Annotated in this window: 25 protein-coding genes; 6 read left to right on the forward strand and 19 right to left on the reverse strand. The window is 62.3% G+C overall.

Annotated elements, in window-relative coordinates:
* Positions 1-8: 8 nt before the first annotated feature.
* Positions 9-1,019 carry an RluA family pseudouridine synthase gene (locus V4T21_RS02470; protein WP_332712537.1) on the reverse strand — a complete coding sequence of 337 codons (1,011 nt, stop codon included), beginning with the start codon at positions 1,017-1,019 and terminating at the stop codon, positions 9-11.
* Between V4T21_RS02470 and V4T21_RS02475 the strand changes: the two genes are divergently transcribed.
* On the forward strand, positions 1,018-1,368 hold the full coding sequence (locus V4T21_RS02475; protein WP_332712539.1) for a DUF6476 family protein: 351 nt from the start codon (positions 1,018-1,020) through the stop codon (positions 1,366-1,368). The two genes, V4T21_RS02470 and V4T21_RS02475, sit on opposite strands and share 2 nt — an antisense overlap.
* Here V4T21_RS02475 and V4T21_RS02480 read toward each other — a convergent pair whose 3' ends face one another.
* The 4 genes from V4T21_RS02480 to fliI all read right to left on the reverse strand — a co-directional run bounded on the left by V4T21_RS02480 (position 1,369) and on the right by fliI (position 4,994).
* Positions 1,369-2,748, reverse strand: a complete 1,380-nt coding sequence (locus V4T21_RS02480; RefSeq protein ID WP_332712542.1) for an L-serine ammonia-lyase — start codon at positions 2,746-2,748, stop codon at positions 1,369-1,371. It lies immediately after the preceding gene.
* Between the two features lie 94 nt (positions 2,749-2,842).
* A complete protein-coding gene (locus V4T21_RS02485) occupies positions 2,843-3,178 on the reverse strand; it encodes an MmcQ/YjbR family DNA-binding protein (RefSeq protein WP_332712545.1) in 336 nt (111 codons plus the stop codon).
* 11 nt (positions 3,179-3,189) lie between these two features.
* Positions 3,190-3,600 carry a flagellar export protein FliJ gene (fliJ, locus tag V4T21_RS02490; protein ID WP_332712547.1) on the reverse strand — a complete coding sequence of 137 codons (411 nt, stop codon included), beginning with the start codon at positions 3,598-3,600 and terminating at the stop codon, positions 3,190-3,192.
* A gap of 50 nt (positions 3,601-3,650) precedes the next feature.
* Positions 3,651-4,994, reverse strand: coding sequence for a flagellar protein export ATPase FliI (gene fliI, locus V4T21_RS02495; protein WP_332712550.1), 1,344 nt, complete (start codon positions 4,992-4,994; stop codon positions 3,651-3,653).
* Positions 4,995-5,390: 396 nt separating this feature from the next.
* Between fliI and ctrA the strand changes: the two genes are divergently transcribed.
* Complete coding sequence (ctrA, locus tag V4T21_RS02500; RefSeq protein WP_332712553.1) at positions 5,391-6,092, forward strand: response regulator transcription factor CtrA; 702 nt, start codon at positions 5,391-5,393, stop codon at positions 6,090-6,092.
* Positions 6,093-6,164: 72 nt separating this feature from the next.
* On the opposite strand, the gene V4T21_RS02505 is transcribed toward ctrA, so the two are convergent.
* From V4T21_RS02505 to V4T21_RS02520, 4 genes are all read right to left on the reverse strand, one after another.
* Positions 6,165-6,956, reverse strand: coding sequence for a DUF2189 domain-containing protein (locus V4T21_RS02505; RefSeq protein ID WP_332712554.1), 792 nt, complete (start codon positions 6,954-6,956; stop codon positions 6,165-6,167).
* Between the two features lie 176 nt (positions 6,957-7,132).
* Positions 7,133-7,492, reverse strand: a complete 360-nt coding sequence (locus V4T21_RS02510; protein WP_332712556.1) for a response regulator — start codon at positions 7,490-7,492, stop codon at positions 7,133-7,135.
* Positions 7,493-7,566: 74 nt separating this feature from the next.
* Positions 7,567-8,226: a histidine phosphotransferase ChpT gene (gene chpT / locus V4T21_RS02515; protein ID WP_332712557.1), complete on the reverse strand. Its 660-nt coding sequence runs from the start codon at positions 8,224-8,226 to the stop codon at positions 7,567-7,569.
* A gap of 133 nt (positions 8,227-8,359) precedes the next feature.
* A complete protein-coding gene (locus V4T21_RS02520; protein ID WP_332712559.1) occupies positions 8,360-8,860 on the reverse strand; it encodes a YHS domain-containing (seleno)protein in 501 nt (166 codons plus the stop codon).
* Between the two features lie 163 nt (positions 8,861-9,023).
* On the opposite strand from V4T21_RS02520, the gene V4T21_RS02525 reads away from it, so the two are divergent.
* The 3 genes from V4T21_RS02525 (at position 9,024) to V4T21_RS02535 (ending at position 12,410) form a co-directional block, all read left to right on the forward strand.
* Positions 9,024-9,587, forward strand: a complete 564-nt coding sequence (locus tag V4T21_RS02525) for a DUF1134 domain-containing protein (protein WP_440589612.1) — start codon at positions 9,024-9,026, stop codon at positions 9,585-9,587.
* 159 nt (positions 9,588-9,746) lie between these two features.
* Positions 9,747-10,883, forward strand: a complete 1,137-nt coding sequence (locus tag V4T21_RS02530) for a coiled-coil domain-containing protein (RefSeq protein WP_332712562.1) — start codon at positions 9,747-9,749, stop codon at positions 10,881-10,883.
* 153 nt (positions 10,884-11,036) lie between these two features.
* A complete protein-coding gene (locus V4T21_RS02535) occupies positions 11,037-12,410 on the forward strand; it encodes a dicarboxylate/amino acid:cation symporter (RefSeq protein WP_332712564.1) in 1,374 nt (457 codons plus the stop codon).
* Positions 12,411-12,438: 28 nt separating this feature from the next.
* Here V4T21_RS02535 and flhA read toward each other — a convergent pair whose 3' ends face one another.
* The 9 genes from flhA to V4T21_RS02580 form a co-directional block, all read right to left on the reverse strand.
* Positions 12,439-14,562, reverse strand: coding sequence for a flagellar biosynthesis protein FlhA (gene flhA / locus V4T21_RS02540; protein ID WP_332712567.1), 2,124 nt, complete (start codon positions 14,560-14,562; stop codon positions 12,439-12,441).
* 113 nt (positions 14,563-14,675) lie between these two features.
* Positions 14,676-16,046 (reverse strand): sigma-54-dependent transcriptional regulator FlbD, encoded by a 1,371-nt coding sequence (gene flbD, locus V4T21_RS02545; RefSeq protein WP_332712569.1) that lies wholly within the window; start codon positions 16,044-16,046, stop codon positions 14,676-14,678.
* An 18-nt stretch (positions 16,047-16,064) separates the two neighbouring features.
* Positions 16,065-16,352, reverse strand: coding sequence for a flagellar motor switch protein FliN (gene fliN / locus V4T21_RS02550; RefSeq protein ID WP_332712720.1), 288 nt, complete (start codon positions 16,350-16,352; stop codon positions 16,065-16,067).
* 57 nt (positions 16,353-16,409) lie between these two features.
* Positions 16,410-17,036 carry a FliH/SctL family protein gene (locus V4T21_RS02555; protein WP_332712571.1) on the reverse strand — a complete coding sequence of 209 codons (627 nt, stop codon included), beginning with the start codon at positions 17,034-17,036 and terminating at the stop codon, positions 16,410-16,412.
* On the reverse strand, positions 17,033-18,112 hold the full coding sequence (gene fliG / locus V4T21_RS02560) for a flagellar motor switch protein FliG (protein ID WP_440589609.1): 1,080 nt from the start codon (positions 18,110-18,112) through the stop codon (positions 17,033-17,035). Before fliG ends, V4T21_RS02555 begins: the two co-directional genes overlap by 4 nt.
* Positions 18,113-18,119: 7 nt before the next feature.
* On the reverse strand, positions 18,120-19,751 hold the full coding sequence (gene fliF, locus V4T21_RS02565; protein ID WP_332712574.1) for a flagellar basal-body MS-ring/collar protein FliF: 1,632 nt from the start codon (positions 19,749-19,751) through the stop codon (positions 18,120-18,122).
* Between the two features lie 254 nt (positions 19,752-20,005).
* Positions 20,006-20,284 carry a CtrA inhibitor SciP gene (gene sciP, locus V4T21_RS02570; protein ID WP_116654789.1) on the reverse strand — a complete coding sequence of 93 codons (279 nt, stop codon included), beginning with the start codon at positions 20,282-20,284 and terminating at the stop codon, positions 20,006-20,008.
* A 169-nt stretch (positions 20,285-20,453) separates the two neighbouring features.
* Positions 20,454-21,161, reverse strand: a complete 708-nt coding sequence (locus V4T21_RS02575) for a flagellar hook assembly protein FlgD (protein WP_332712582.1) — start codon at positions 21,159-21,161, stop codon at positions 20,454-20,456.
* Positions 21,162-21,172: 11 nt separating this feature from the next.
* Entirely contained in the window at positions 21,173-22,528 is a 1,356-nt protein-coding gene (locus tag V4T21_RS02580) for a flagellar hook-length control protein FliK (RefSeq protein ID WP_332712584.1), read from the reverse strand.
* A gap of 486 nt (positions 22,529-23,014) precedes the next feature.
* Between V4T21_RS02580 and mnmA the strand changes: the two genes are divergently transcribed.
* A complete protein-coding gene (gene mnmA, locus V4T21_RS02585) occupies positions 23,015-24,160 on the forward strand; it encodes a tRNA 2-thiouridine(34) synthase MnmA (protein ID WP_440589613.1) in 1,146 nt (381 codons plus the stop codon).
* Between the two features lie 494 nt (positions 24,161-24,654).
* Here the strand turns inward: mnmA and V4T21_RS02590 are convergent, their stop codons facing one another.
* The gene (locus tag V4T21_RS02590) at positions 24,655-25,521 is read right to left on the reverse strand and encodes an alpha/beta fold hydrolase (RefSeq protein ID WP_332712589.1); all 867 of its coding nucleotides are present in this window, start codon (positions 25,519-25,521) and stop codon (positions 24,655-24,657) included.
* Between the last annotated feature and the right edge of the window lie 73 nt (positions 25,522-25,594).

The following is a 25,594-nucleotide window of genomic DNA, read 5'->3' on the forward strand; positions in this document are numbered from 1 at the left end:
TTCGCAAGTTACAATGAGTAAGGTGCCAGAGCGGTTGCGAGATTTGCCAGATCCTGCGGCAATTCGCTCGTAAATCGCATGGTTTTCCCGGTCGCGGGATGCGAGAAACCCAGGACCGAGGCGTGGAGAGCCTGCCGTCCCAGGGCTTTTGCGGCCTGCTGGACCGGCTCGGGCACCGCATTGATCTTTGTTGCAAAACCCGACCCATAAACGCCGTCGCCCAGGAGCGGATGGCCGATATGGGTCATATGCACGCGAATCTGGTGTGTGCGGCCGGTTTCGAGATTGCAGGCAACCTGGGCCACGGCCCATTTGTCTCCTCCGAACCGATCGTTCACCCGATAATGGGTAATCGCCTCGCGTCCGTCGCGGCCCAGAACCGACTGCTTGAGGCGATTATACGGATCGCGGCCGATCAGGGTCTGGATCGTCCCCACGAGCGGATTTGGAATGTTCCAGACGAAGGCGGTATAGGCGCGTTCGAGGGGGCCGGTGCGCCCGTGATCGGCGAACTGGGCGGCAAGGCCGTTGTGGGCCTGTTCGGTCTTGGCGGCGACCATGACCCCGGAGGTGTCCTTATCGAGCCGGTGGACGATTCCGGGGCGTTTGACCCCGCCGATGCCGCGAAGGCTTTGGCCGCAATGATGGATGAGGGCATTGACCAGCGTGCCGTCCTCATTGCCGGGGGCGGGGTGCACGACCATGCCAGCGGGCTTGTCGATGACGATCAGATGCTCGTCCTCATAGAGGACGTTCAGCGCAATGGCCTGGGGCTCGGGTTCGGCCTCGACCGGTTCGGGGGCCGCGAGGGCGATGGACTCGCCGGCCTTGACGCGATATTTGGGCACTTCATTGGTCGTTCCTTCGACGCTGACCGCACCCGTTAAGATCAAGTCCTTGATCCGGTTGCGCGAGAAAACGGGGAAGCGCGCCGCCAGAAACACATCGAGCCTCGTCCCGGCCTCGCTTTCGAGCACCGTGGCGTCATGCCTGTCCTCCTGGAGCCCATCCGCTGCCATGACTCAACCTCAAGCCGATTTCGATAAGGACGAGCCGCTCAGCCCGGAGGCCGAGGCCGTTATGGCAAAAGCCCGCCGCCGGGCGGCGATATCCATGCTCATCATGCTTATCGGCTTTATGGCGATTGTGCTGGTGGTTGTCTATCGCCTCGTGAGCATGGGTCCCGACGTTTCGGAGCGTTATGGCGTGCAATCGATAGCGCTGCCGGCCGGCGCGCAGGTGATCGCAGCCCAGACACAGGATGGGCTGCTGACCGTGACCTATGCAACGGACGATGCCCAAGCGATCCGCATCTTCGACGGGGCAACCGGCGAAATGGTGCAAGAGATCGCGATCATCGCCGAATGATCAGCAGTCCGGCACCGCGACGCTGAGGCCGCCTAGGGAGGTTTCCTTGTAGCGCTCGTCCATGTCGCGTCCGGTCTGGCGCATGGTTTCGATGCAGGCGTCGAGCGGCACGATGTGGCTGCCATCGCCCTGCATGGCGAGCGAGGCGGCAGCGACCGCCTTGACCGCCCCGAGCCCGTTGCGCTCGATGCAGGGGACCTGGACAAGGCCCTTGATGGGGTCGCAGGTCATCCCGAGATGGTGTTCGAGGGCGATTTCGGCTGCATTTTCGATCTGGGCATTGGTTCCGCCCAGGGCCGCACACAGGGCAGCGGCGGCCATGGCGGAAGCCGAGCCCACTTCGGCCTGACATCCCGCCTCGGCGCCTGAAATCGAGGCGTTGTATTTGATCAGCCCGCCGATCGCGGCGCCGGTCAGCAGCATGTCGGGGATTTTCTCGCGGCTCGCGCCGGGAACGTGGGAGAGGTAGTAGCGCAGGACGGCGGGGAAAACGCCGGCCGCGCCATTGGTCGGGGCGGTCACCACCTGGCCGCCAGCGGCGTTTTCCTCGTTGACCGCCATGGCGTAGGCCGAAAGCCAGTCGATGGCCGAATGGAGCGGCATGTCATTGGCGCCGGCCCGGCCCGAGAGGTTTTCGAAGATGGCGCGGGCGCGGCGTTTGACCCTGAGCCCGCCGGGTAATTGGCCGGTGGCGTCCAGCCCCCGGCTTATGCAGGCGTCCATCACGTCCCAGATGTGCATCAGCCGGTGGGCGAAGGCTTCGCCGTCGAGGCGAGCACATTCGTTGCGGCGCTTCATTTCCGCGATGGAGAGGCCAGAGGCCTTACCCATTTCCAGCATTTCGGCGGCGCTGGCGAAGGGAAACGGCACGTCGTCGGCGGGTGTGGCGGGCAAATCGCCGGCCTCGATTTCGGCCAGTGTTTTGACGAACCCTCCGCCAATCGAGAAATAGATTTCCTCGGCGATGATCTGCCCATCCGCATCGAGAAGGGTGAAGCGCATGCCGTTGGGGTGGGTTTCCAATCTTGTGGTGCGATCGATGATCAGATCGGCCTCAGGATCGAGGCCGATCGTCCAGCCGGGGGCTGGGGAGATCGTCTTGCGCGCGGCGAGCGCGGCAAGGGCCGATTGGGCTTGGTGTCCGTCATAGGTCTGGGGCGCAAAGCCAAGGCAGCCCGCCAGAACTGCCGCATTGGTGCCGTGGCCTATGCCGGTGAAGGCGAGCGAACCGTAGAGGGTGATTTCCAGTCGCGCGTTCTCGCGCGGCGGCATCTGCGTCACCCAGTCGAGGAAGCGCGCGGCGGCAATCATGGGGCCCATCGTATGGGACGATGACGGGCCTACGCTGATTTTGAATACGTCGAAAACCGAGACGAACATGCGGTTTACCCCTCATCGCATGCGGCCGGACCTCATGTGAGGGAATAGAATAATATTGCTTACGTCAAGCGGTATTGGCGGATGGAAACTTCGCTTACGTGGATTTGTGAGCGGAAATCTGCGTTTTGGTCGCCTTCTCGCGCCAAATCGTTTCAAACAGCGATCTGAAATGATCCGGCTGAATCTTGTCGAGACGAACCAGAACGAAGGGGTAGCCGCGATAGTGATCGGTGAGAAAGAACAGGTCGGGCTCGGCTTCGAGCAGCATGTCGCGCTCGTCCATCGAAGGGCGTTGCAAGGCGACAATGCCGGGTTCGCGTTCGCGCAGGAGGAATTTGGTGCCCAGCTTGATAGCCGGCGTGCCGTAGCTCGGGGATTGAACGACGCCGGGGAAGGTGAGGGCAATGGCTACGAGCTCGTCGTATGTCATCGCCTCGAACTCTAACGCCGATAGCGCAGGCGACCGATTTCGTCGAATTCGGCCTGTTCGCGCTTTTGCTGCTCGTCCTTTTCGCGCTGGTGTTCGCGCGCGTCGAGCAGTTCGACCTTTTTCAAATCCTCGATGGCTTCGGCGAGATCGTCCTGGGCGGCTTCGAGCTTGCCCTTCATATCGCCGGCCGAGGTCAGAAGATTGTCGCGGCGGGTGATGGCGGCCTTGGCGAAGGTGGAATAGGCGAAGTGCGCAATATCGGAGATGCCGGTCTTTTTGTGCTCGATCTCGATCTGCTGATCGAGTTCGGCGGCCATGCGCTCGAAATCGGCAATCATGGTCTCGATCTGGAGAACCTGGCGGCGCTTTTCATCGACCTGAAACTTTTTGAGGCGGATCAGGCTCGCGCTCTTGGACTTCATGACTTGCACTCCTTACTCATCAAGCCGTCGGTCGGCTTAACGAGCCGCCCTCATCCTTTATGCACCGGGCCGTCCGCGCCGGCAGTTTCCAGAATCGTCGCCAGCAAATTGTAGCCGTCGGCGATTGCGGTGCGCTCATCCGATCGCTGGCTCAAAAAAGCCTCCAGCGCCGGGTTGAGCGCTATGGCGCGGTCAACCTTGGAGTCCGATCCTTTCCGGTAAGCCCCCAGCCGGATCAGTTCCTCCATGTCGGCGAAAACCGACATCAACTCGCGCGCCCTGCTCAAAGTGGGCCGGAAATCCTCCGGCACGCATCCGGGCATGGTGCGCGACACGGATCGAAGCACATTGACGGCCGGATAGCGTCCCCGTTCGGCAATGGATCGCTCCATGACGATGTGACCATCGAGAATACCGCGTACGGCGTCCGCGATGGGCTCATTGTGATCATCACCTTCCACCAAAACGGTAAACAGTCCGGTAACGGAGCCCGAATTGACGAGGCCAGGACCGGCCCGTTCGAGCAATCGTGGCAATTCGGTGAAGACGGTGGGCGGATAGCCCTTGGCGGTCGGGGGCTCGCCGGTGGCCAGGCCAATCTCGCGCTGGGCCATGGCAAAGCGGGTCAGACTGTCCATCATGCACAGTACGCGCTTGCCCTGATCGCGGAAATATTCGGCAAGGGTCAAGGTAAGATAGGCGGCCTGTCGGCGCATGAGCGCGGATTCGTCGGAGGTCGCGACCACGACGATGGCCTTTTTCATGCCCTCTTCGCCCAGCTGCTCGGTGATGAACTCCTGCACCTCGCGGCCACGCTCGCCGATCAGCCCGATGATCGAGACGTCGACGTCGGTGTTGCGGGCCAGCATGCTCATCAGAACGGATTTGCCGACGCCCGAACCGGCGAAAATCCCCATCCGCTGGCCATCGCAGCAGGTGGTGAAGGTGTTGAGGCACCTCACGCCCAGATCGATGGGGCCGCCGACCCGGCCACGGGCGTGGGCGGGCAGGGGGAGGTTGCGTAAATTGTATGGAGATGCGCCGCGCAGCAGGGGCGCCGCGCCGTCGATGGCCTGGGCTTCGGCGTTGATTACACGCCCAAGCCAGCTATCGTCGGGATAAACGGCGCCGTCATGGCCGGCGAAAACGGCCTTGCAGCCCAGCCGAACGCCCTCTACCGGGCCGAAGGGCAGACAGAGGGCAAGGCCGTCGCGGAACCCGATGATTTCGCAGGCGAGGTTTGGGCCGCTGGGCGTTTCTATCGAGACCCGGCCCCCGACGCGCAGTTCGCGCACCGGCCCGACGATCTCGATCAGAAGCCCCTGCACGGTCTTTACGCGGCCAAAGACTTCGATCTCGTCGATCGCTTCAATGTCTGAAATCAGCGATTGCACTTTGGCTCCAGGCGAACCGATTCGCACCACGTTTGCGCCGCATTGGTAACTCATCCTTAAGGTTATGGCGATATTGCCAGAAGTTGAGCAAATTTTTTCGCCACGCCCTTGCGCGCGCCTGCTTTTCCCCTACAGCCCGGTTTCAATGAGTCCCGAGAGTCGGTTGAAGGGCTTTCTTAACGTTGTGCATTAAGAAAAGTTACGGTAATTTTCTTATATATATCAACGCATTAACGTCTCATTCAGTTAATGTAGCTCGCATATTGCCCGACCGAATTAAACTTTGTTAACTAATTGACGTTAGGTTCGAATCGTACCCAGTAGGGTTTGGTTAAGGGTTGCGGCTCGAGCCGGGCTCGGTCCCAGATAGGGATGTGGTTGGATAAGGGGATTGGCATGCGTGTGCTCTTGATAGAGGACGACAGCGCGACAGCGCAGAGCATCGAATTGATGCTCAAATCCGAAAGTTTCAATGTGTACACCACCGACCTCGGTGAGGAAGGTGTCGATCTGGGCAAGCTCTATGATTACGACATCATTTTGCTTGACCTCAATCTGCCGGACATGAGCGGGTATGAAGTGCTGCGCACGCTGCGCGTCGCGAAGGTTCAGACCCCGATCCTGATCCTTTCGGGTCTGGCTGGCATCGAAGATAAGGTCCGAGGCCTTGGTTTCGGCGCCGACGACTACATGACCAAGCCGTTCCACAAGGACGAACTGGTCGCCCGCATCCACGCCATCGTGCGGCGCTCCAAGGGCCATGCCCAGTCGGTCATCAACACCGGCGACCTTTCGGTCAACCTCGACACCAAGACCGTCGAAGTGGGTGGCCAGCGCGTGCATCTGACGGGCAAGGAATACCAGATGCTGGAGCTTCTCTCGCTCCGCAAGGGTACGACGCTCACCAAGGAAATGTTCCTCAACCATCTTTATGGCGGGATGGACGAGCCGGAACTCAAAATCATCGACGTGTTCATCTGCAAGCTTCGCAAGAAGCTTTCGGTGGCCACAGAGGGCAAGAACTACATCGAAACCGTCTGGGGTCGCGGCTATGTACTGCGCGAGCCCGACGAGACCGAGATGGCCAAAAGCGCGTAATCCGCGCTTCCGAGCTTCTATTTCGGCAAAGCCCGCACGGTCCCCTCGTGCGGGCTTTGTTCTTTCGGCCCCCTATTCGATCAGCTTGCGATAGAGGTGCCAGGTCGCATGGCCGAGGATCGGCAGCGCGACGGCGAGGCCGACAAAGAGCGGCACCGAGGCGATCACCATGATCACGGCGACGAGTACGCCCCAGAGTATCATGGGAACGGGATTGGCGCCGAACGCCCTTAGCGAGGTGAGGATGGCATGGGCCGCACTGCCGCCCCTGTCGACCAGCAGCGGGAAGGCGACGGCGGTGGTTGCCAGGACCAGCAGGGCAAAACCCAGCCCCACCAGATTGCCCCAAAACAACAGGCTCCAGCCGCGCGAGGTGGTGAAAGTCTCTGTGATCAGAGCCATGAGGGTTTCGGGCGCCCGGACGGAAAAATGCGCCTCATAGATCGCGCCCGCCGCCGTGATCCAGAGAATGAAGAGAATGGCGAGCCAGAGGCCTACGGCAACCATCGAGCCGATGGCGGGATGGCGCAATACGCTCAGGGCATGGCTGGGATCGTCATCCTCTCCCCGTTCACGCCGCCGGCTCAATTCATAAAGCCCCAGAGCCGCGACCGGGCCGATGAGGGCAAAGCCCGTGGCGAGAGGATAGAGCAGGGGAAAGGTCGCCCCCCCGGCGCTCCAGGTCGCCAATACAATGCCGACCAGGGGATAGATGAGGGCTATGAAGAGATAATGGGAAGGGTGACGCCAAAAATCGGCCGATCCCTTGCGCAAGGCATCGAAAACATCGCTGGTCGAGATGGAGCGGACGACAGTTTCGGCGTTGCCGACATCCGCATAGGCTTGTTCGGGATACACAGGCATACCAGGCCTCCTCGGTCAAAAGGAGCGTGGGGTGCCAGCACTTCCCCCGGGCGCGGGCACACCACGCCGTTGGGGCATTGCCTTGTCCAGACAATACCTGAACGCGATCATAACCCGATTTGCAGGAAAACGGGACTGGCGTTCACACAGAAGTGTGCTCGGGGGTGGCGCGCGGCCTACACATAGGTCTGGAACTTGGCTTCCAGCATGGATTGGTCGAAGGGCTTGAGGATGTGATCGTTGGCGCCGGCTTTGCGGGCCATGGCCATGTGGCCGATGTCGCGCTCGGTGGTGCAATAGACGATACGGGGCTTTTCGCCGCCGTTATAGCCGCGCAGGGCCTTGAGAAATTCGAGCCCGTTCATGATGGGCATCTGCCAGTCGAGCAGGATCACGTCGGGCATTTCCCGCGCGCATTTTTCATAGGCTTCCTGGCCGTCCTCGGCCTCGTCGACGATGAAATCCATGTTTTCCAGGATGCGCCGAGCCACTTTGCGGATCACGCTGGAATCGTCGACGATCAGGCAGGACTTCATGAGCTCCATCCCATGAACGGAGGCGGTCGGGATGGAGCTGACTCTAATGGCTTAATCGTTAGCGAAGAGGTAATTCAGTCGATGTCGTGGGGCAGGGGATCGGCGGTGAAGCGCAGCACGTCGCCATCGAGGCTGAGGTTGAGGCCCATGTGGCAGAGGCGGGCGAGGACGCCGGTATAGAAGGGCTGGATGCCCCGGGCATCAACGGTGCCGTCCTCGGGCGTGCCGGCAATCAGCCCCTGAACGGCGTTGGGAATCAAGGTCTTGGGGCCGGTCCCCGTAATCGTGAAGCTCTCGCGCCCGGCTTCGCCTTCCACTTCCACGGTCACCGTGCCACCACGCGGAACGCCAGCGACTGCGATCAACAGCATGTTGAGCAGCATCTTTGCCTTGTTCTTGGGAAGGAGCATGGGCGTGACCTTCCATTCGAGGTCCGCCTTTTCACCGGCCATGAGCAGGGTCGCCACGCGATCAGCCTCGCGGGTGTCGATATCGGTGCCCGCAGTCGAGGACGCACCGAAGGCAAGGCGGGCGAATTCGAGCTTGGCGCGCGCCTGGCGCGTGGAATTTTCGATCAGCTCCTTGGCGAAGCTCTGCATTTCGACCTGAGAGGGATCGGCGAGCACTTCGAGCCCGTTGCCGATCGCTCCGACCGGGTTGATGAGGTCATGGCAAACGCGCGAGCATAGCAATGCGGCAAGATCGGCCGCGCCCAGTTCCACAATGCTCGTCATGGCCGATTTGCCTTTCGCTCGGTTCGGCGGCGTTGGCGCCGCGCGTATCTGTCGAATCAATGTTCCAGCACTTTATAGTGCAACTAGGGCAGGGCAACGCAAAGCTGCCCGCTCCGAAGGGGTTGCGCCCAATTTATTGGAGATCTGCGGCGCGCGGGTCGGGAAGCGCGGCCCAGTTGGTTGCGCCCTCGCGCAGCGCGCTGGCCGGCGAAAGGTCGAAGGCCGATCGGTTACCGATGGAATAGAATAGCATCAGCCTTCCGCCCACGATGCGAAAAATCTGCGGATTGCCGTCGGACATGTGTCCGCGCGCCATAGACATGGCGCAATGACCGCCGAAAAGAGGGGCGTAGATTTCCGGGTTTCGCTCGAAGACATCGCGATTGGCGGCGGAGGTGAAATACCAGGTGACGCCGTTCCATTGCAGATCGAAGAGCGGGCTGCCCACCATGGCGGCGTCCTCGGTGAAATAGGCGACCGGATCGTAACCCGAAATGGCGACGCCGGTCAGGACATTGGTGACAATAGCCTTTTCGCGGGCTAGCCCCGGTGCCGCGAGCAGGACGAGAGCGACGAGAAAGAAAGTCGCGTAAGACTTTGTAAGGGTTAAGATTTGTTTACCAATTTGCTGCATTATCGCTCACTGAACCGCTATGCTGTTGGGGGCGGACCGGTTGATCGTACCCAAAGGCCGTTTGGCCTTGGTTAACCGGGCACGCATATCGCGAGACCGAACGCGAGGGAGCATTAACGTGATCATCAATCGCCTTTTGGCGGCACTTGTTCTTTCCCTGGGAATGATAACCTGGGCCGCCCCGATCCAGGCCCAGATGCAGGCGCAAGGGCCGGCCCAGACCCAACAGGGCGGATCGCTGTCGGATACATATTCGAGCGAGGAAATCCTCACCGCCGGCCATCAGTTCTTCGGCTCGGTTGCCCAGGGCCTCGCCTCGGTGATCGAGCAGGCTTTCGAGCAGTATGGCCAGCCCAATGCCTATATTCTCGGCCAGGAGGGCGGCGGCGCGCTGTTTATCGGCGCTAAATATGGCGACGGCACCATGTACACCCGCAACGCCGGCACCCATCAGGTGTTCTGGCAGGGGCCGAGCCTGGGGCTCAACATCGGCGCGGACGGCAGCCGCGTGATGATGCTGGTCTATAATCTTCCCGCCGTCGAATCGATCTACGACCGGTATCCGGGCGTCGAAGGCTCGATTTTCGCCGTCGGTGGCATCGGCATGACCGCGCTCAAGCTCAACGACGTTTACGTCGTGCCCATCAGCTCTGGTGTGGGCCTGCGGGCGGGCGTCGCGGTGGGGTATCTCAACTTCACGCGCGAGCCGACGTGGAACCCATTCTAAGCCCCAAGAGTTCGCACAACAGCGAAGTCCCAGTGGACGCCATGCCAGAGCTGTGAGATGACGAGGCGACTTTCATCGCGTAAAGTCGTCTTGTGAACCGTTACGCCGATTTTTCCGGCGCTGGTTCGAGGGCAGGGCTTCCCGTCGGGGGAGAGGCATATGGTCATTGAGAATGCAATGTATCTGGCGCTGGGATTCCTCGCGGCGACCCTGATTGCGGTTGCCATCGGGCCGGCCTTCTGGCGTCGCGCCGTTCGGCTTACGAAGCGCCGGATGGAAGCGGCGACGCCCGTGACCCTCGCCGAATTCAGGGCCGACAAGGATAAGCTTCGGGCCGAATTCGCCATCACCCTGCGCAAGCATCAGCTCAAGATCGAGGCGCTGCGCGAGCAGATCGGCCAGCGGGTCGTGGCGCTCGACGCGGCCAATATCGAACTGGCCGCGCTCAGAAGCGAGCGCGACGAGCAGTTCGGCGCCATCGAAAGCCTTATCGCGCGCGAGCAGGAACTCGTGGCACGCATCCGCGATCTCGAACGCGATTCCGCGACGTTGGCCGCCCGGCTGCGGCAGGCCGATGTCGATCTTTCCGATATCGATCCCACCCTGGTTCCGGAATCGGTCGAGCCGGTCAGCGCCGAACAGCTTACGGGCGATTATCGCGCAGATGTGGAAGATCTGCTGACCGCGCTCAATATCGAGCGGCAGCGCAACGGATATCTCGAAGAACAGACCCGCATCCTTCTGGCCCGGCTGGAAAAGAAGAAAAAGAGCGGGCTCAAGGACGAAGCGATCGCCATGTTGCGCGATACGCTGGCCAGGAACGACCCCGAGAGCGAGGCACGCGTGGAGTTGCGGCGGGCCGAAGCGCGCATTTCTGGTGCCGAAAGCCGTCTCAACGCCCTTTTGGCGGAAACGGATGCGGAGCCCGAGGACAAGGCGCGGACCAATGGAGAGCGCCGGCTTTTGGCCGAAGACCTTTCCCTTGAAGACCAATCGGCGCGTATCGAGGAGAGCGTGGCCGCATTGCAGGAGTCGATAATGAGCGACTGGGAAACCGAACGCCGTGACGAGGACGCATTGCGCGCCCGGTTGCGGTCCATCGCTTCGGATGTATCGCAGCTCGTTTACGCCGGCGATGCGCAGGACGATCCGGCCCTTTCCGAAAGCCTGTTCGACAAGGTTCGCAAATTCGCCGACGGACTCGAGATGGAAGACCTGCCAACGCCGGTCGAAAGCGGTGCCGGTGGCCCGGTTTCAGATCGCATCGTCGCTTTGCGCGATCGCGCGGCACATTAGCGGTTTTCCAGCACCAGCCGAAATGTTGGCACGATATTTCGCGTGCCCGCCGATGGGCAGCATGGCCGGACCTTGGCCTGTTGCGCGTAGAGGCGTAGATTCTGCCTAATTGTTATGCACCGCGTTGGGCGCGGTCATCGATATGGGGCAGACATGTCATCTACGATTACAACTTCAGGCAGGCGGCCGCGTGGGCCGCTCTATACTTCGTTCGGTTTTCAGGTTCTGGTCGCGCTGGCGATTGGTCTGGTTCTCGGACTGATTGCGCGCCAGATGGGGCCGGGGGTGGATGGGCCGAACTGGCTCACTCAGACCCTCTCCACAATCGGATCGAGCTTCGTGTCGTTGCTGCGCACGATTGTTCCGGTACTGATTTTTACGGCCATCGTGGCTTCGATCGCCAATCTGCGTGAACTCAACAATGCGGCGCGGCTGGTGTGGCAGACGCTGCTGTGGTTCGCCATTACCGCATTGATCGCGGTGGTTATCGGTATCGCGCTGGGGCTTATCATTCAGCCCGGCCTCAATACGGCGGTGACCGAAGCGGCAGCACGGGCACCTTCGCGTACCGGCTCATGGCTCGATTTTCTGACGGGCTTGATCCCGTCGAACATTCTGGGGCTCACGGCATCGACTTCGGTCAACGACGGTGGCGCATCGACCAGCCTGAGCTTCAATGTCCTGCAAATTCTGGTGATCTCGATCGCCGTGGGTATCGCAGCGCTCAAGGCGGGCGAGGCGGCCGAACCGTTCCTGGCGTTCAATCGCTCGTTCCTCAAGGTTATCCACAAGCTGCTGTGGTGGATCATCCGGCTGACTCCGATCGCCACTGTCGGGCTGCTGGGCAATGCCGTGGCGGTCTATGGTTGGGAAACGCTCTCCTCGCTGGCCTGGTACGCTGCGGCCATCTACATCGGGCTGGCATTGGTGCTGCTGGTGGTTTATCCGGCGCTGCTCTCGGCCAACGGGCTTAGCCCGATCCGCTATTTCCAGGGCGCATGGCCGGCCATCCAGTTTGCTTTTGTTTCGCGTTCGTCCATCGGCACCCTGCCGATCACCGAACGGGTGACGGAAAAGAACCTCGGCGTGCCGCGCGAATATGCGAGCTTTGCCGTGCCGCTGGGCGCGACCACCAAGATGGACGGTTGCGCGTCGATCTATCCGGCGATCTCGGCGATCTTCGTTGCGCAGTTCTTCGGCATCGATCTGGGGCTGCAGGAATATCTGCTGATCGCTTTTGTCGCCGTGATCGGTTCGGCGGCCACTGCCGGTCTGACCGGCGCTACGGTGATGCTGACGCTGACGCTTTCGACACTGGGCCTGCCGCTCGAAGGCGTGGGTCTGTTGCTGGCGATCGACCCGATCCTCGACATGGGCCGCACGGCGGTCAACGTCGCGGGCCAGGCACTGGTGCCCACCATCGTTGCCAAGCGCCAGGGTATCCTCGATCAGTCCGTCTATGACGCCGCCGAGGATATCGACTCGCTCGATGCCAGTCCGATACCTCAGCCGGTGCCGGCGGAATAAAAGGAAAGGGGCTCGGTTGGGCCCCTTTTTATATGCTCCCCACCGTCCGCAGCCGTATGCGGGGGTGTACTTCGTTCTGGCTCATCACCACTGTCTGGGGGCGGAAGCGTTCGATGATGGCGCGGACGTGGGGGCGGATATGGGGTGAGGTGATCAGCACGGGAATTTCGCCCATCTGCGCCGCGTTCTCGAAGCCGTTCTGGATGCCGGCGATGAATTGCTGGAGTTTCGATGGCGCCATCGCCAGATGCCGCTCCTCGCCTTCCCCGATCATGGCTTCGGCAAAGTCGCGCTCCCAATTGGGTGAAAGCGTGAGCAGTGGCAGGTTGCCGTCCATGCCCAGATTGGCGGCGCAGATCTGGCGGGCGAGGCGCGAGCGGACATGCTCGATGATCTGGCCGGTGTTGCGGGCCGAGCCGGCAATCTCGGCGATGCCTTCGAGGATGGTGGGCAGGTCACGGATCGACACGCGTTCGGCGAGCAGGCCCTGAAGCACGCGCTGGATGCCCGAAACCGAGATCAGCGAGGGCACGATATCCTCGACGAGCTTCTGCTGATCCTTGTCGAGACCCGAGAGCAGGGATTGGACATTGGCGTAGCTCAGGAGATCGGCGGTGTTGGCCTTGAGCACTTCTGTCAGATGGGTCGAGATCACTGTGGACGGATCGACGATGGTCAGCCCCTGCACCTCGGCTTCGTCGCGAAGGGCGTTGTCGATCCAGGTGGCGGGCAGGCCGAAGGTCGGTTCGACCGTATGCTGGCCGGGCAGGGTGATCTTGTTGCCATAGGGATCCATGACCATGAGCTGGTTCGCATGGACCTCGCCGTGGCCGGCTTCGACTTCCTTGATCTTGATCTTGTAGAGGTTGGGCTCGAGCTGCATGTTGTCGAGGATGCGCACCGAGGGCATAATGAAGCCCAGTTCGGTGGCAAGTTGCCGGCGCAGCGCCTTGATCTGCTCGGTCAGCCGGTCGGTGCCGGAATCGTCTTCCTTGACCAGACTCAGAAGGCCGTAGCCCAATTCGAGCTTGAGTTCGTCGATCTTGAGACTGTCGGTGATCGGCACTTCGGTCGGGCCGGCGCCCGCTTGGGAAACCTGTTCGACCAATTGGGCCTTGGCGGCCTCCGCCTTTTCGGCCTTTTGCCGTTTGGAGGTCGACCAGGCGAGATAGCCGACCGCGCCACCCAGCGTCACGAAGGGAACGAGCGGCATGCCGGGGACGAGCGCCATAAGGAACATGACGCCCGAGCTCATGCCCAGCGCCACGGGGTAGGAGGTGAACTGGGTGGTGAGCGCCTTGTTGGCCGAACCGGTAACACCGGCCTTGGAGACGAGTATGCCTGCCGCCGTCGAGACGATAAGGGCGGGGATCTGGCTGACGAGGCCGTCGCCGATGGTCAACAGAGTGTAGTTATTGGCAGCCTGATCGATGGGCAGCCCCATCTGCAGGGTGCCGATGATGATGCCCGCGATGACGTTGATGAAGGTAATCAACAGCCCGGCGATGGCATCGCCGCGCACGAATTTGGACGCGCCGTCCATGGCGCCGAAAAACGAGCTTTCGTCCTCGAGGTTTTTCCGCCGCGTGCGGGCCTGATCCTCATCGATGAGGCCGGCGGAAAGGTCGGCGTCGATGGCCATCTGCTTGCCGGGCATGGCGTCGAGGTTGAAGCGGGCCGCGACTTCGGCAATGCGGCCAGAGCCCTTGGTGATGACGATGAAATTGACGATCAGCAGAATGCAGAAAACGATGATCCCGATGACGAAATTGCCACGGGTCACGAAATTGCCGAACGCCTCGATCACCTGGCCGGCGGCGTGGACGCCATTGTGACCTTCAGAGAGGATCAGACGGGTCGAAGCGAGGTTCAGCGCCATGCGCAGCATGGTCGAGACCAGCAGCACGGTAGGAAAAGACGTGAATTCGAGCGGCGTCTGGATGAACAGCGCCGTCATCAGGATCATCACCGAAAAGACGAACGAGATGGTGAGCAGAATGTCGAGCAGGATCGCCGGCATGGGCAGCACCAGCACGGCAAGAATGGCCACGACGCCAATCGCCAGCCCGGCGTTGGATTCGCGAATGATATCGAAAATGTTGTTGAGGCGGCCCATCGGATTGGCGGAGCGGGCGGGAGCTGTATCGGTCATCGTGGGCCGGGTCGTTGCGGATGGTTCGGTCTGGCGTGGAGCGGCGGCACCCCCCACGCCGCGGCTCGCACCCGAAAGGGGTGGAGGCGCTGGCGGGAGGGGCGCCGCGATGCTCATGCGGCGCTAAATCTTTGCTCGCCGGGGGCGGGAATATCGGCCCCCTCGTCGGCGTATTGGTTGAGCTTGTTGCGCAGCGTCCTGATCGAAATTCCCAATATGTTGGCCGCGTGGGTGCGGTTGCCCAGGCAATGGCCCAGAGTATCAAGGATCAAATCGCGTTCCACATCGGCCACGGTTCTGCCCACCAGCGAGCGGGACACAGCCTCGGCGGTCTGGGCCACCTGGCTGGCGAGGGAATGGTTGGCGACCGCTTCGGAAAGACCTGTTCCGTCCGGCATGCGGATGGCGTCGGGTTCGATCACGCTGCCTTCCGAAAGAAGGACGGCACGGTGCAGGGTGTTTTCGAGCTCGCGGACGTTACCCTGCCAGGGCGCGCGCAACAATTCCTCGCGTGCGGCGGGGGAGAGAACCCGCTGAGTGAGGCCGTTGGCGGCGGAATAACGGGCAACGAAATGGTCGGCGAGGGCAGCGATATCGCCGGGCCGCTCGCGCAGCGGCGGAAGCTTGAGATTGACGACGTTCAAGCGGAACAAGAGATCCTCGCGGAAACGTCCTTCTTTGACTTCCACTGCCAGATCGCGGTTCGAGGTCGCGAGAATGCGGATATTGACCGGAACGGGCCGCGTGCCGCCCACCCGATCGATCACTCGTTCCTGGATGGCGCGTAGCAGCTTGGCCTGCAGGCGGAAATCCATTTCCGAAATTTCATCGAGCAGGAGCGTGCCGCCATTGGCCTCCTCGAACTTGCCGATGCGGCGGGCGATGGCTCCGGTAAAGGCGCCCTTTTCATGCCCGAACAGCTCGGATTCGAGCAGATGCTCGGGGATGGCCGCACAGTTGATCGAGATAAAGGGACGGCTGGCGCGCTTGGAGCGGGCGTGAAGGTACTTGGCCATCACCTCCTTGCCCGTGCCGCTCTCGCCGGTGATCAGCACCGAAGCGTCCGAGCCGGCAATCTGGTCGGCGAGCTTGACCACCCGCGCCATGGCGGGGTCGCGGTAGAGCAGATCGGAATTTTCGCGCGCGACGGCGGCGATGACTGCCGCGATCAGTTCGGCATCGGGTGGCAGGGGGATATATTCCTTGGCCCCGGCCCGGATGGCGTTGACGGCGGCAGCCGCGTTGGTCTCGGTGCCGCAGGCGACCACGGGAATATGGATACGCTCGGCCTCGAGGCCGGCAATCAGCGCGGGGATATCGACCATCACGTCGACCAGGAGCAGATCGGCGCCCTTGCCGGCGCGCAGCGTGGCGAGCGCGACATCGATGGTCGCTGCCTGGGCGACCTTGGCGCCGCCGTCCATGGCCATTTTGGAGGCCTGGCTGAGTTGTCCTTCGAGCGCACCGATAATGAGTAGGCGCATGATCCGGTCTCCTTGAAACTAGCCGGCCTTGATGATTTCGGTCATGGTGACGCCAAGGCGCCCCTCGACCAGGACGATTTCGCCGCGCGCGACGAGACGGTCGTTGACGTATATGTCGATGGCTTCGCCCACCTGCCGGTCGAGTTCGACCACGGTGCCGATATCCATCTTCAAAAGCTTGGCCACCGGCATCCTGGTGCGGCCCAGAACCACCGATAGGCGGACCGGAACATCGAAGACGGCTTCGAGATCGGATGCCGACTTCTCCCCCGATGCGGTGTCGCCATTGTCGATATCGGCCAGCATTTCCTCAAAGGAAATGCCGTCCGCAACGGTTTGAATGTCGTCGCCATCGGCCATGGATCACTCTCCCTGCTTGGCGCCGCGTGCCGCCAGATAGGCGGAGATGCGGGTGTTGATTTCGTTGGAAATGGCATTGATGTCGCGCACCAATCCACCATCGGCCCATTCGATGCGTCCGTCACCGAGCCGGATATCGGGATCGCCCAGAACCACGAGCCGGCCGGAAAATCCCGACATTTTCATGCGCTCTTCGGTGATGACCTTGAGCGCGTCGCACAGGTCGGGATGGCAGCGGATCACCAGATGCGGCGCGTTTTCGAGCGAGGCCATGCATTCGGCGATCAGCGCCGCCATCTCGGCCTGGGGCTGGCGGGCCACCAGATGCGCCGCGAGCTTGCGCGCCACCGAGGCGGCGAGGTCCACCGATTGGGCGAGATGGTGTTTTTCGTATTGCTCGATGGACGTCACCATCTGCGCGACCTGATCGCCCAGCTTTTCCGCTGATTGGGCAAGGGCCGTCGCCGATTGAGCTTGGACGGTCGATTGGCCGGCTGCAACGCCCTGACGATAGCCTTCCTGGCGGGCGGCGGCCAGAAGCTGCTCGAATTCGTCCTCGGGCAACACCTTGTTGACGGTGGGCTTGCGGGCAAGGTCCAGATCGAAAGTGAATTTGTGGGCGACGCTCACGGGACCATCTCCTCGTCGGCCTTGCCCTTGTTGATGACGATTTCGCCGCGTGCCGCCAGATCCTTGGCGGTGTTGACGAGACGGGACTGGGCCTCATCGACGTCTTTGAGGCGGACCGCGCCCATGGAATCCATGTCGTCGCGCATCATGCCGGCGGCGCGGCTGGACATGTTGGCAAAGAAGAAGTCGCGGGCCGTGTCCGATGCGCCCTTGAGGGCCAGCGCCATTTCCCGCTTGTCGAAATTCTGCAAAAGCGTCTGGATGGCGGCGGATTCGAGCCGCGCCAGATCGTCGAAGGTGAACATCAGCGCCTTGATGCGCTCGGCGCTGTCGCGGCTCACATCTTCCAGCGCCGTCATGAAGCGCGCCTCGGTCTGACGGTCGAAGGCGTTGAAGATATCGGCCATCTGCTCGTGGCTGTCGCGGCGCTGGGTGTGGCTGAGCGTCGACATGAACTCGGTGCGCAGCGTGGATTCGATCTTGTCGAGGATTTCCTTTTGCACCGGATCGATAGAGAGCATGCGCTGGACCACGTCGAGCGCCAGCTCTTCGGGCAGCACGGAGAGCACCCGAGAGGAGTGGTCGGGCGTGATCTTGGTGAGCACCACCGCGATGGTCTGGGGGTATTCGTTCTTGAGATAGCTTGCGAGAATGTCTTCCTGAACGTTGGAAAGCTTTTCCCAGATGTTGCGTCCGGCCGGGCCACGGATTTCTTCCATGATCTGCTCGACCCGTTCCTGGGGCAGGAAGGAGAGCAGCAGGCGTTCGGTGGTGTCGGTGTTGCCGGCCATGGTGCCGGTCGAGGAAACACCCATGATGAATTCGGCCAGCAATTCGTCCAGCATCTGCTGGGTTATCGGCCCCAGGCGCACCATGGCGCGCGAGAGCACGCGGATTTCGACTTCGTCGAGCTCTTCGAGGATCGGGCGGCCGAAATCGGGGCCGAGCGCCAGCAGCAGGGCGGCCGCCTTCTCGTCACCGCGCATCTGGCGCTGGGTGGCGTCGGCACCCACCTGAATCCCCTGCTTCATGGGGTCGGAGGCAAGTGAAAGGCTGGAAGGTTCGGTTAGCGCCATCGTCGTTCTATGCCGCTTCGCTCAGCCAGTCGCGCACGATGAGCGAGGCCTGTTTGGGGTTCTCATCGACAAGTTCGCCGACCATCTTGAGTGCCTTGACCTGGGATTCGCCAAGCGATTTGGCCCGCTCCATCCAGGCGTCGGTTTCGGCCTCGCGGGCCCGGGCAAGAGCCATGGGGTCGAGCGCGGGCTCCTCGTACTCGGCGGGAACGCTTGCTGCCTCGGGCAGGGCGAGGGGCTGGGGTTCGGGCGCCAGCACCTTCTTGAGCAGCGGGCGCATGACGAAGAGCACGAGAGCAAGGGCGATCAGCAGGGTCACGGCCATTTCGGCGAACCGCATCAGGTCGTCGCGGTTGAATTCGAACAGGCCCGGAGCTTCGGTGCCCGCTTCGATGCCGGGGCGTTCGGCGAACTGCATGTTGACCACTTCGATCTGGTCGCCGCGCGCTTCGTCAAAGCCCATAGCGGTGCGCACCAGCGCGGTGATCTGGTCGAGTTCGGCCTGGCTGCGCGGCTCATAGATCGCCGTGCCGGCCTCGTCATAGGTATAGACGCCATCGACAACGACGGCGACCGACATCCGCTTGACCGCGCCCGCTTCGGTCACCTGCGTCTCGGTGGTCGAGGAAATCTCGTAGTTAAGGGTTTCTTCGAGCGCGGAGGAGGTGTGCTGGGTGCCGCCAGCGCCATTGGCACCCTGCTCGCTGGCGCCGGGCAATTCGTTGGCGACGGTCACTTCGCCCGTGTTGCCGGGGCCGGTGGACTGGTCGCCGGTTTCCACGAGCTGGGAGGAGCGCACCACCTGGCTTTCTGGATCGAAGGTTTCCGAGGTGCGGGTGGAGCGGTTGAGGTCGAGTTCGGCCGAGACCTGAACGCGGGCTCGGCCCATGCCGACGACGGAGGCCAGAAGCTCTTCGATGCGAGAGCGCATGCGGGTCTCGATGCCGAGCGTGCGTTCTTCGAGGGCCTGGGCGGTGACGGAAACTTCCCCTTCGCCCGAACCCGAGGCGAGGAGCGTTCCCGAGCTGTCGACGATCGACACCGCGTTGGGCGAAAGCCCTTCGATGGCGGAAGCGACGAGGTGCTGAACGGCGCGGATTTCGCCGGCGGAAAGCTGACCGCGAACGGTCAGAACGATCGAAGCTGAAGGCGCCTGCACGTCGCGGCGGAACAGTTCACGCTCGGGCAGAACGAGATGGACGCGGGCGCTCTGGACGCGCGAGAGCGCGCCGATGGTGCGGGCCAATTCGCCTTCAAGCGCCCGGATGTGATTGATATTCTGGACGAAACTGGTGGCGCCCAGCGTCGATTGGTTGTCGAAAATTTCGTAGCCGACCTGGCCGCGCGCCGGCAGGCCATCCTGGGCCAGCGACATGCGGATGGTGGTGATCTGGTCGCGGGGGGCCAGAATTGTCGCGCCTTCGGAGCGGATTTCGTAAGGCGTGCCCATGGCGCCCAGCGCTTCGATGATCGCGGCGGAATCTTCGAATTCGAGGTTGGTGTAGAGCGGGGCGAGCTGGGGAGTGGTCGAGCGGACGATGATGAAGGCGAAAAAGCCGATGAGCATCACCGCGACCACCGCCATGGCGGCAATGCGTGCGACGCCGAGCTTGCCCAGCAATTCCCCCAACTGATTCACGCGGCGCCCTCTGCCCAATACATCTATTATCTGCGGGCAAACCAAATCGCCGAGCCCACTGGGCAAAATATGCCTAGCCTATGGTAAACAAGGTGTTAACTCTCTCTCGCACAATGCAAAAAACCGGCAAATCCTGCCGACAGGCGAGCAAAAGGGGGGCGAAACAAGGCGGGAATGAAAAGCACAAAACCCGTCACGCGGGCGTGACGGGTTTTGGTTTTGATGCGCGTAAAGCGGGTGGAAGAGCGGAGTGCTCAGCCTTCCCGGTAGTGCTGTATCCAAGTGGTGCGCAGGCCTGCAAGGCCGTGCTTGTCGATGGCTGCCTGCCAATTGAGGAATTCATCGACACTCAGGGTATATCGCTCGCAAGCCTCTTCGAGGCTCAGGAGCCCACCGCGAACAGCGGCCACGACCTCTGCCTTGCGGCGGATGACCCAGCGCTTCGTGTTGGACGGCGGAAGATCGGCGATGGTCAGCGGACTGCCATCGGGCCCGATCACGTACTTTACGCGCGGACGCATCTGTACGGTCATTTTACTCTCTACTCAACCTGACCATAACCAATACCGACACTAACCTGTGTCACTTAAAAATTGGCTAAGCGGAAACTTACAACCGGTTAAGACGGCATGCAGAATGCCATCGCAAAACGCGATGCGCCGTGCGGCAGGGCGAGCAAAATCAAGGAGATAGGATAACCCTTTATGCCGCTTCCGCGTCAGGGTCGGGGGTCTCGTCTTCAGCGGGAGGGGGCATGTCCCCGTGAACGGCGGTGATCGAGGAGAGCGGGATGCGCAGGTCGCCGATCAGCAGATAGGGCTCGGTGCCGCTCACATCGACCCCATCGACGACGCCCATCATCTCGGTGGTGACGGGGATGTATTGGCCATTGGAATTGCGGGCGTCAATGGTGACGGTGAAGCGGCCCGACGTCAGCTTCTGGCCGGTGTCGGTGGTGCCGTCCCAGACGATGCGGTCGGTGCCCGCTTCCATGGAAAGCGTCTCTCTATAGACGGTGTTTCCGTTGGCGTCCTTGATGGTGACGGTGGTATTTTCCGCTGGACTATCAAGGCGATAGATCCAGCTTGCCGAGCCATTGACCAGATCGGTGGTGGCGCCCGAGGCGGTCACCGTCTTGCCCACATAGCCGACGGCCTGGGTGTTGGTGCTGTTTTGCGACGACTGCATCATCGCCTCGAGGAACTCATTGGTCTTAAGCTGTTGTTCCACCGAGGTAAATTGGACCAGTTGCTGGGTGAACTGGTTGGTGTCCAGGGGCTCGAGCGGGTTCTGGTTCTTGAGCTGGGTGATGAGGAGCTGCAGGAACGTATCGAAATTGTCGGCGATGGTCTGGCGGGACGTCCCCAGGCTCGATCCGGAGGTGGTGGTGCTTGAAACTGCATCGACCATGGCTTGGCTCCTCAGACCCAAAGATTGACGGCGTCGAGCCGCGCATATCCCCGCATATACGGGTTGAGATCGGCGTTGGTTGACGGTGTTGAAGCCTCCGATGCCGTGTGTGTTGACACCGTTGTGCGCCAGGACGGTTTTTCGGACTCGTCATGGGTGTTTCCACCCTGCTGCTGGAGCGAAAATTCGAGTTCGGTCTTTGCCGAATCCAGACCCGCATCGGCCAGCGCGCGTTCGAGGGCGCGCTGATCGCGCTGGAGCAGGTCGAGGGTCTCTGAGCGCTCGACCGCCAGACGGGCGACGACGTTGCCGGAGCCATCCACTTCCATGCGCACATCGATGCGGCCCAGTTCGGCGGGGTTCAGCTTGATCTCGAAGCGCGATACCCCGTTCTGGACGTGACGGGAAATCTCGGCGGCGATGTGGGGCAGGTTTATCTGGGCATCGGGCCGCTGGTAGAGCGCGGCTTCGGGGCGGATGGCAGCGGAGGTGCCGGGTGTCGGCGTCTGTGCTTGCGGCGCGCCCAGGGTGAGGCCGTCGGGGGCTTCGAGCTCGGGCGAGACGGGGGCGGTCGCTGCACTGGCTTGCGGCTGGGCCGGGCGAGCCTCGGGGGCGGGAGCGGGCTGTCCGTCCTTGACCAGCGAACGATCCGAGGGGGGCGTGGCCTGTTTGGGGGCGGCGTCCGGGGCGGGCTGCGCCGGTTTCTGTTCGGCGCTGGCCTGCTCTTCAATGGTGGCGGCAGCGTTGAGCTTTGTTTCGCTCTCGATGTGGCGGATCGAGGTAGCGGCGATGGCTTGCTCGTCGGCAAGCGCCGTCTGGATCGCGGCGGCATGGCCATCGAGGGTGCGGGCGAGACCGGTCAGCCGTGCGGCAAGGTCGGGCGCCTGTTCGCGCAGACCTTCGGCGATTCGGGCCGAAAGGCCGGCGAGGGCGTCGAGCGGTGCGGTGGGGCTGTCGGTGGCTTCGAGGCCCAGCGCGGTGGCGAGATCGGAGAGGGCGGCAAAGGCCGGGGATTCGGGCAGGGGCAGGGGAGCGCCCTGATTGAGTAGGTTTTCGATGCCGGCGAGGAGATTTTCGAGCTCTTCGAGATCGATTTCGTCGAGCGGGCGGTCCTTGAGCTTGTCGGACAGGCCGGCGAGTTTTTCGAGGAGGCTTGAGAGTTCGGAGACGAGCTCGGTTTCGGTCGGGGTGGAGGCGAGATCGGCCGGGACCTGGTGAGCGGTGGATGCGCCGATGGCCCGGCTGGGCGCTGTGGCCTGGTCCACGGGAATGAGCCCGGCGAAATCGGGGGCGGACACGTCGATGGGCTTGCCGGCGGGAGTGCCGGGCAGGGCGGGCTTGGGGGCGATGGCGATCGGGCTGGTCACGGGCCGTCGAAACTCTTGATGCACATGTGGTCGGGGGACTTCATGCAAGGGGGGTGCCAGTTTGAGAGGGAGGGAAAAGGGAGGAATATCAAGGAGTTGGAGTATTGGTGGTGGGGCGAGGGGCGGCAGAAAGGGCTTGGGAGGGGCAAAAAATGCCGGGTTGGGGATGAGGGGGCGCAGCGGTTGCAAGAAACGCAAACGGTGGTGGACGAGGCAGACTCAGCGCACCCTTCATCCGACCCGGCTTCGCCGGCCCACCTTCTCCCTCAAGGGGAGAAGGGGTGATTGTCGCAAGTGCTGCGGGGAATACACGTTTGCTGGGGCGTGGAGAGGCAGTGTGGGTCCTTGGGTCGAGTCCAAGGACGATGAAGGGGTGGTGTTGCAGTTGGGCGGCATTGGGCGTAAATAGCCCCTCCTTATCGTGCGCTGTGAATGGTGGCGTGCGTTGTCCGCTGGCCCTTGACCCCAACCGGATGAGATAAAATGGTGAATTCTCTTGGTTTCGACCGCGCGCCGGGCGAAACGCGTGTCGTCGTCGCGATGTCGGGCGGCGTTGATTCTTCTGTTGTTGCCGGACTTCTGGCCCGCGAGGGCTATGAGGTGATCGGCGTTACCCTTCAGCTTTACGATCATGGCGAAGCCACGTTCCGCAAGGGTTCGTGCTGTGCGGGTCAGGATATCCACGATGCGCGGCGGGTGTCGGCGACGCTGGGGATTCCGCATTATGTGCTCGATTATGAAGAGCGGTTCCGCAAGGCGGTAATCGAGCCTTTCGCCGAGAGCTATGCGCTGGGCGAGACGCCGATCCCGTGCGTATCGTGCAACCAGTCGGTCAAGTTCGTCGATCTGATGGAAGTGGCGCGCGATCTGGGGGCCGATTGCCTGGCGACCGGGCATTATGTGCGCTCGCGGCTGGTGGACGGCAAGCGACAGTTGCTGCGTCCGCTCGACGGGGACAAGGACCAGACCTATTTCCTGTTCGCGACTACGGCGGGGCAGCTCGATTTCCTGCGGTTTCCGTTGGGCAACATGACCAAGGACGAAACCCGTGCCTTGGCGCGGGACATGGGGCTGGCGATCGCCGACAAGTCCGATAGCCAGGATATTTGCTTCGTGCCCAAGGGCAGCTATTCGGACGTGATCCGCAAGCTCATGCCGGAGGCGGAAAAGCCGGGCGAGATCGTCGATATGGCGGGCAATGTGCTGGGGCGGCACAAGGGGATCATCCACTATACCGTGGGGCAGCGGCGCGGGCTGGGGATCGCGGCGGGTGACCCGCTCTATGTGCTGCGGCTCGATGCGCGGACCCAGCAGGTCGTGGTGGGGCCGCGCTCGGCGCTTTCGACCCACACGGTGCGGCTGCGGGACGTCAACTGGCTGGGGTCGCGCCCGCTGGTCGAAATGGCCGATGGCAACGGGCTGGCGCTGGAGGCCAAGGTCCGCTCGACGCGCGCGCCGCAGGAAGCTGTGGTGCAGGTGCGGGACGGGGACGTATATGTGACGCTGGTCTCGGGGGAAACGGGGATCGCGCCGGGGCAGGCGTGCGTGCTCTATTCCGATGACGGGGCGGATGCGCAGGTGCTGGGGGGCGGGTTTATCGCCGAGGCGGTGCCGGCGGCGCTGGTGGCGTGAACTGGGGGTAGGTGCGTGGCGGAATCTGCTTTGCTGTAAGCGCTCTTGGTTGAATCGATACTCGGGAGACCCAGGCATGCTTAGCACTGGATTCCGGGAGGCCCTTCGAGCGTAGCTCTCAGGGCGTTCGTGCGCTGTCAAAGCTCCACTGGAGCTTTGACTTCGGCTACGCCGAACCGCTTCTCACTCCCGGAATGACAGGCTGGGTTTGGGGCTGTGCCGTGCGTGTTCTGCTCTGTTGCGATGACGGGACGGATGCGCAGGTGTTGGGGGTGGGTTTATCGCCGAGGCGGTGCCAGCGGCGTGATCGTGACATCAAGACATGCAGATCAGGGGTGGTGGAGAGTCCGCTGCTGGACCCCGGGAATAAATCCCGGGGTGACAAGAGAGTTGGATAAAGGCAGGGCATTGCCCAAAACCCAGCCTGTCATTCCGGGGTTTATTCCCGGAATCCAGTACTGCCCAGGCCAAGGGCTTCTGAATATCGATCCAGCCTAGGCCAGAGCGTTCAGGATGGCTTCGGCGGTGTCGTCGGGAAATTCTTCGTAAAATGACAGCTTGCCGCGCGGCAGGATGGTGGCGCTGACGTTGTCGAGAGCCGCGAGTTCGGTCATTTCCGCCCGGGATTTGCGCGGCGTTTTTTCCGTGTAGAGCATGGCGACCGTGCTCGGCACGCGTCGCGCGGCGTCGAGCCAGGCTTGGCGCGAGGGGAAGGGATCGAGTTCGCCCGCCACGAAGCGGAAAGAGGCATAGCGCGCGCCGGGTGCTTCGGTGACGGCGCGCTTTGCCGCCATCCTGTCGCCCGCCAGCCAGTCCGGGTCGGAATAGACATGACCCCGCGTCATCATTCCGACCACGGGGCCGTTGACGTTGAGCCGGTAGATGGCGTTACCCGCCAGGGGCAGATCAACACTTCTGGCAAGCCCGCGGAACAGGGCCATGCGCTTTCCGGCCATGGTGGGCAGGGGGCCGCGCCATGTGGGGGTGAGCAGAACCAACGAGCCCGTGCTGGCGGGATCGTCGGCGGCCTGGGCAAGGGCGTAGCCGGCGGCATGCCCCGCGGCGACAGTGATCTTTGGGCTGACGATGGTCTCCAGCACGAAACGCAGGAAATCGCGGTAGAGGTCCGGCCGCCAATCGACCTTGGGGCGCGGCAACGTGCCCAAGCCGGGCCAGTCGATCGCCACCGTCGAATAGCGCTCGGCGAGCAGCTTCTGCAACGGCTGCATCTCCTGACGCGTCGAAATCGAGCTGTGGGCTGGCAGCAGCAACAGCTCTGGACCTGTGCCGGCCCGTGTCAGCCCGATCTGGACCGGCTTGCCGTCGGCGGTCCACTCGATCCGGTCTTCGATCCATTCCATGGCTGCACCGTTTCCCACTCTCTGAAGTATGGCCTCTCATACCATGTGAAACCGGGGAATGAACCCTTGGGCG

Source organism: Pelagibacterium mangrovi (genome assembly GCF_036662815.1).
In the GTDB taxonomy this organism is placed as follows: domain Bacteria; phylum Pseudomonadota; class Alphaproteobacteria; order Rhizobiales; family Devosiaceae; genus Pelagibacterium; species Pelagibacterium mangrovi.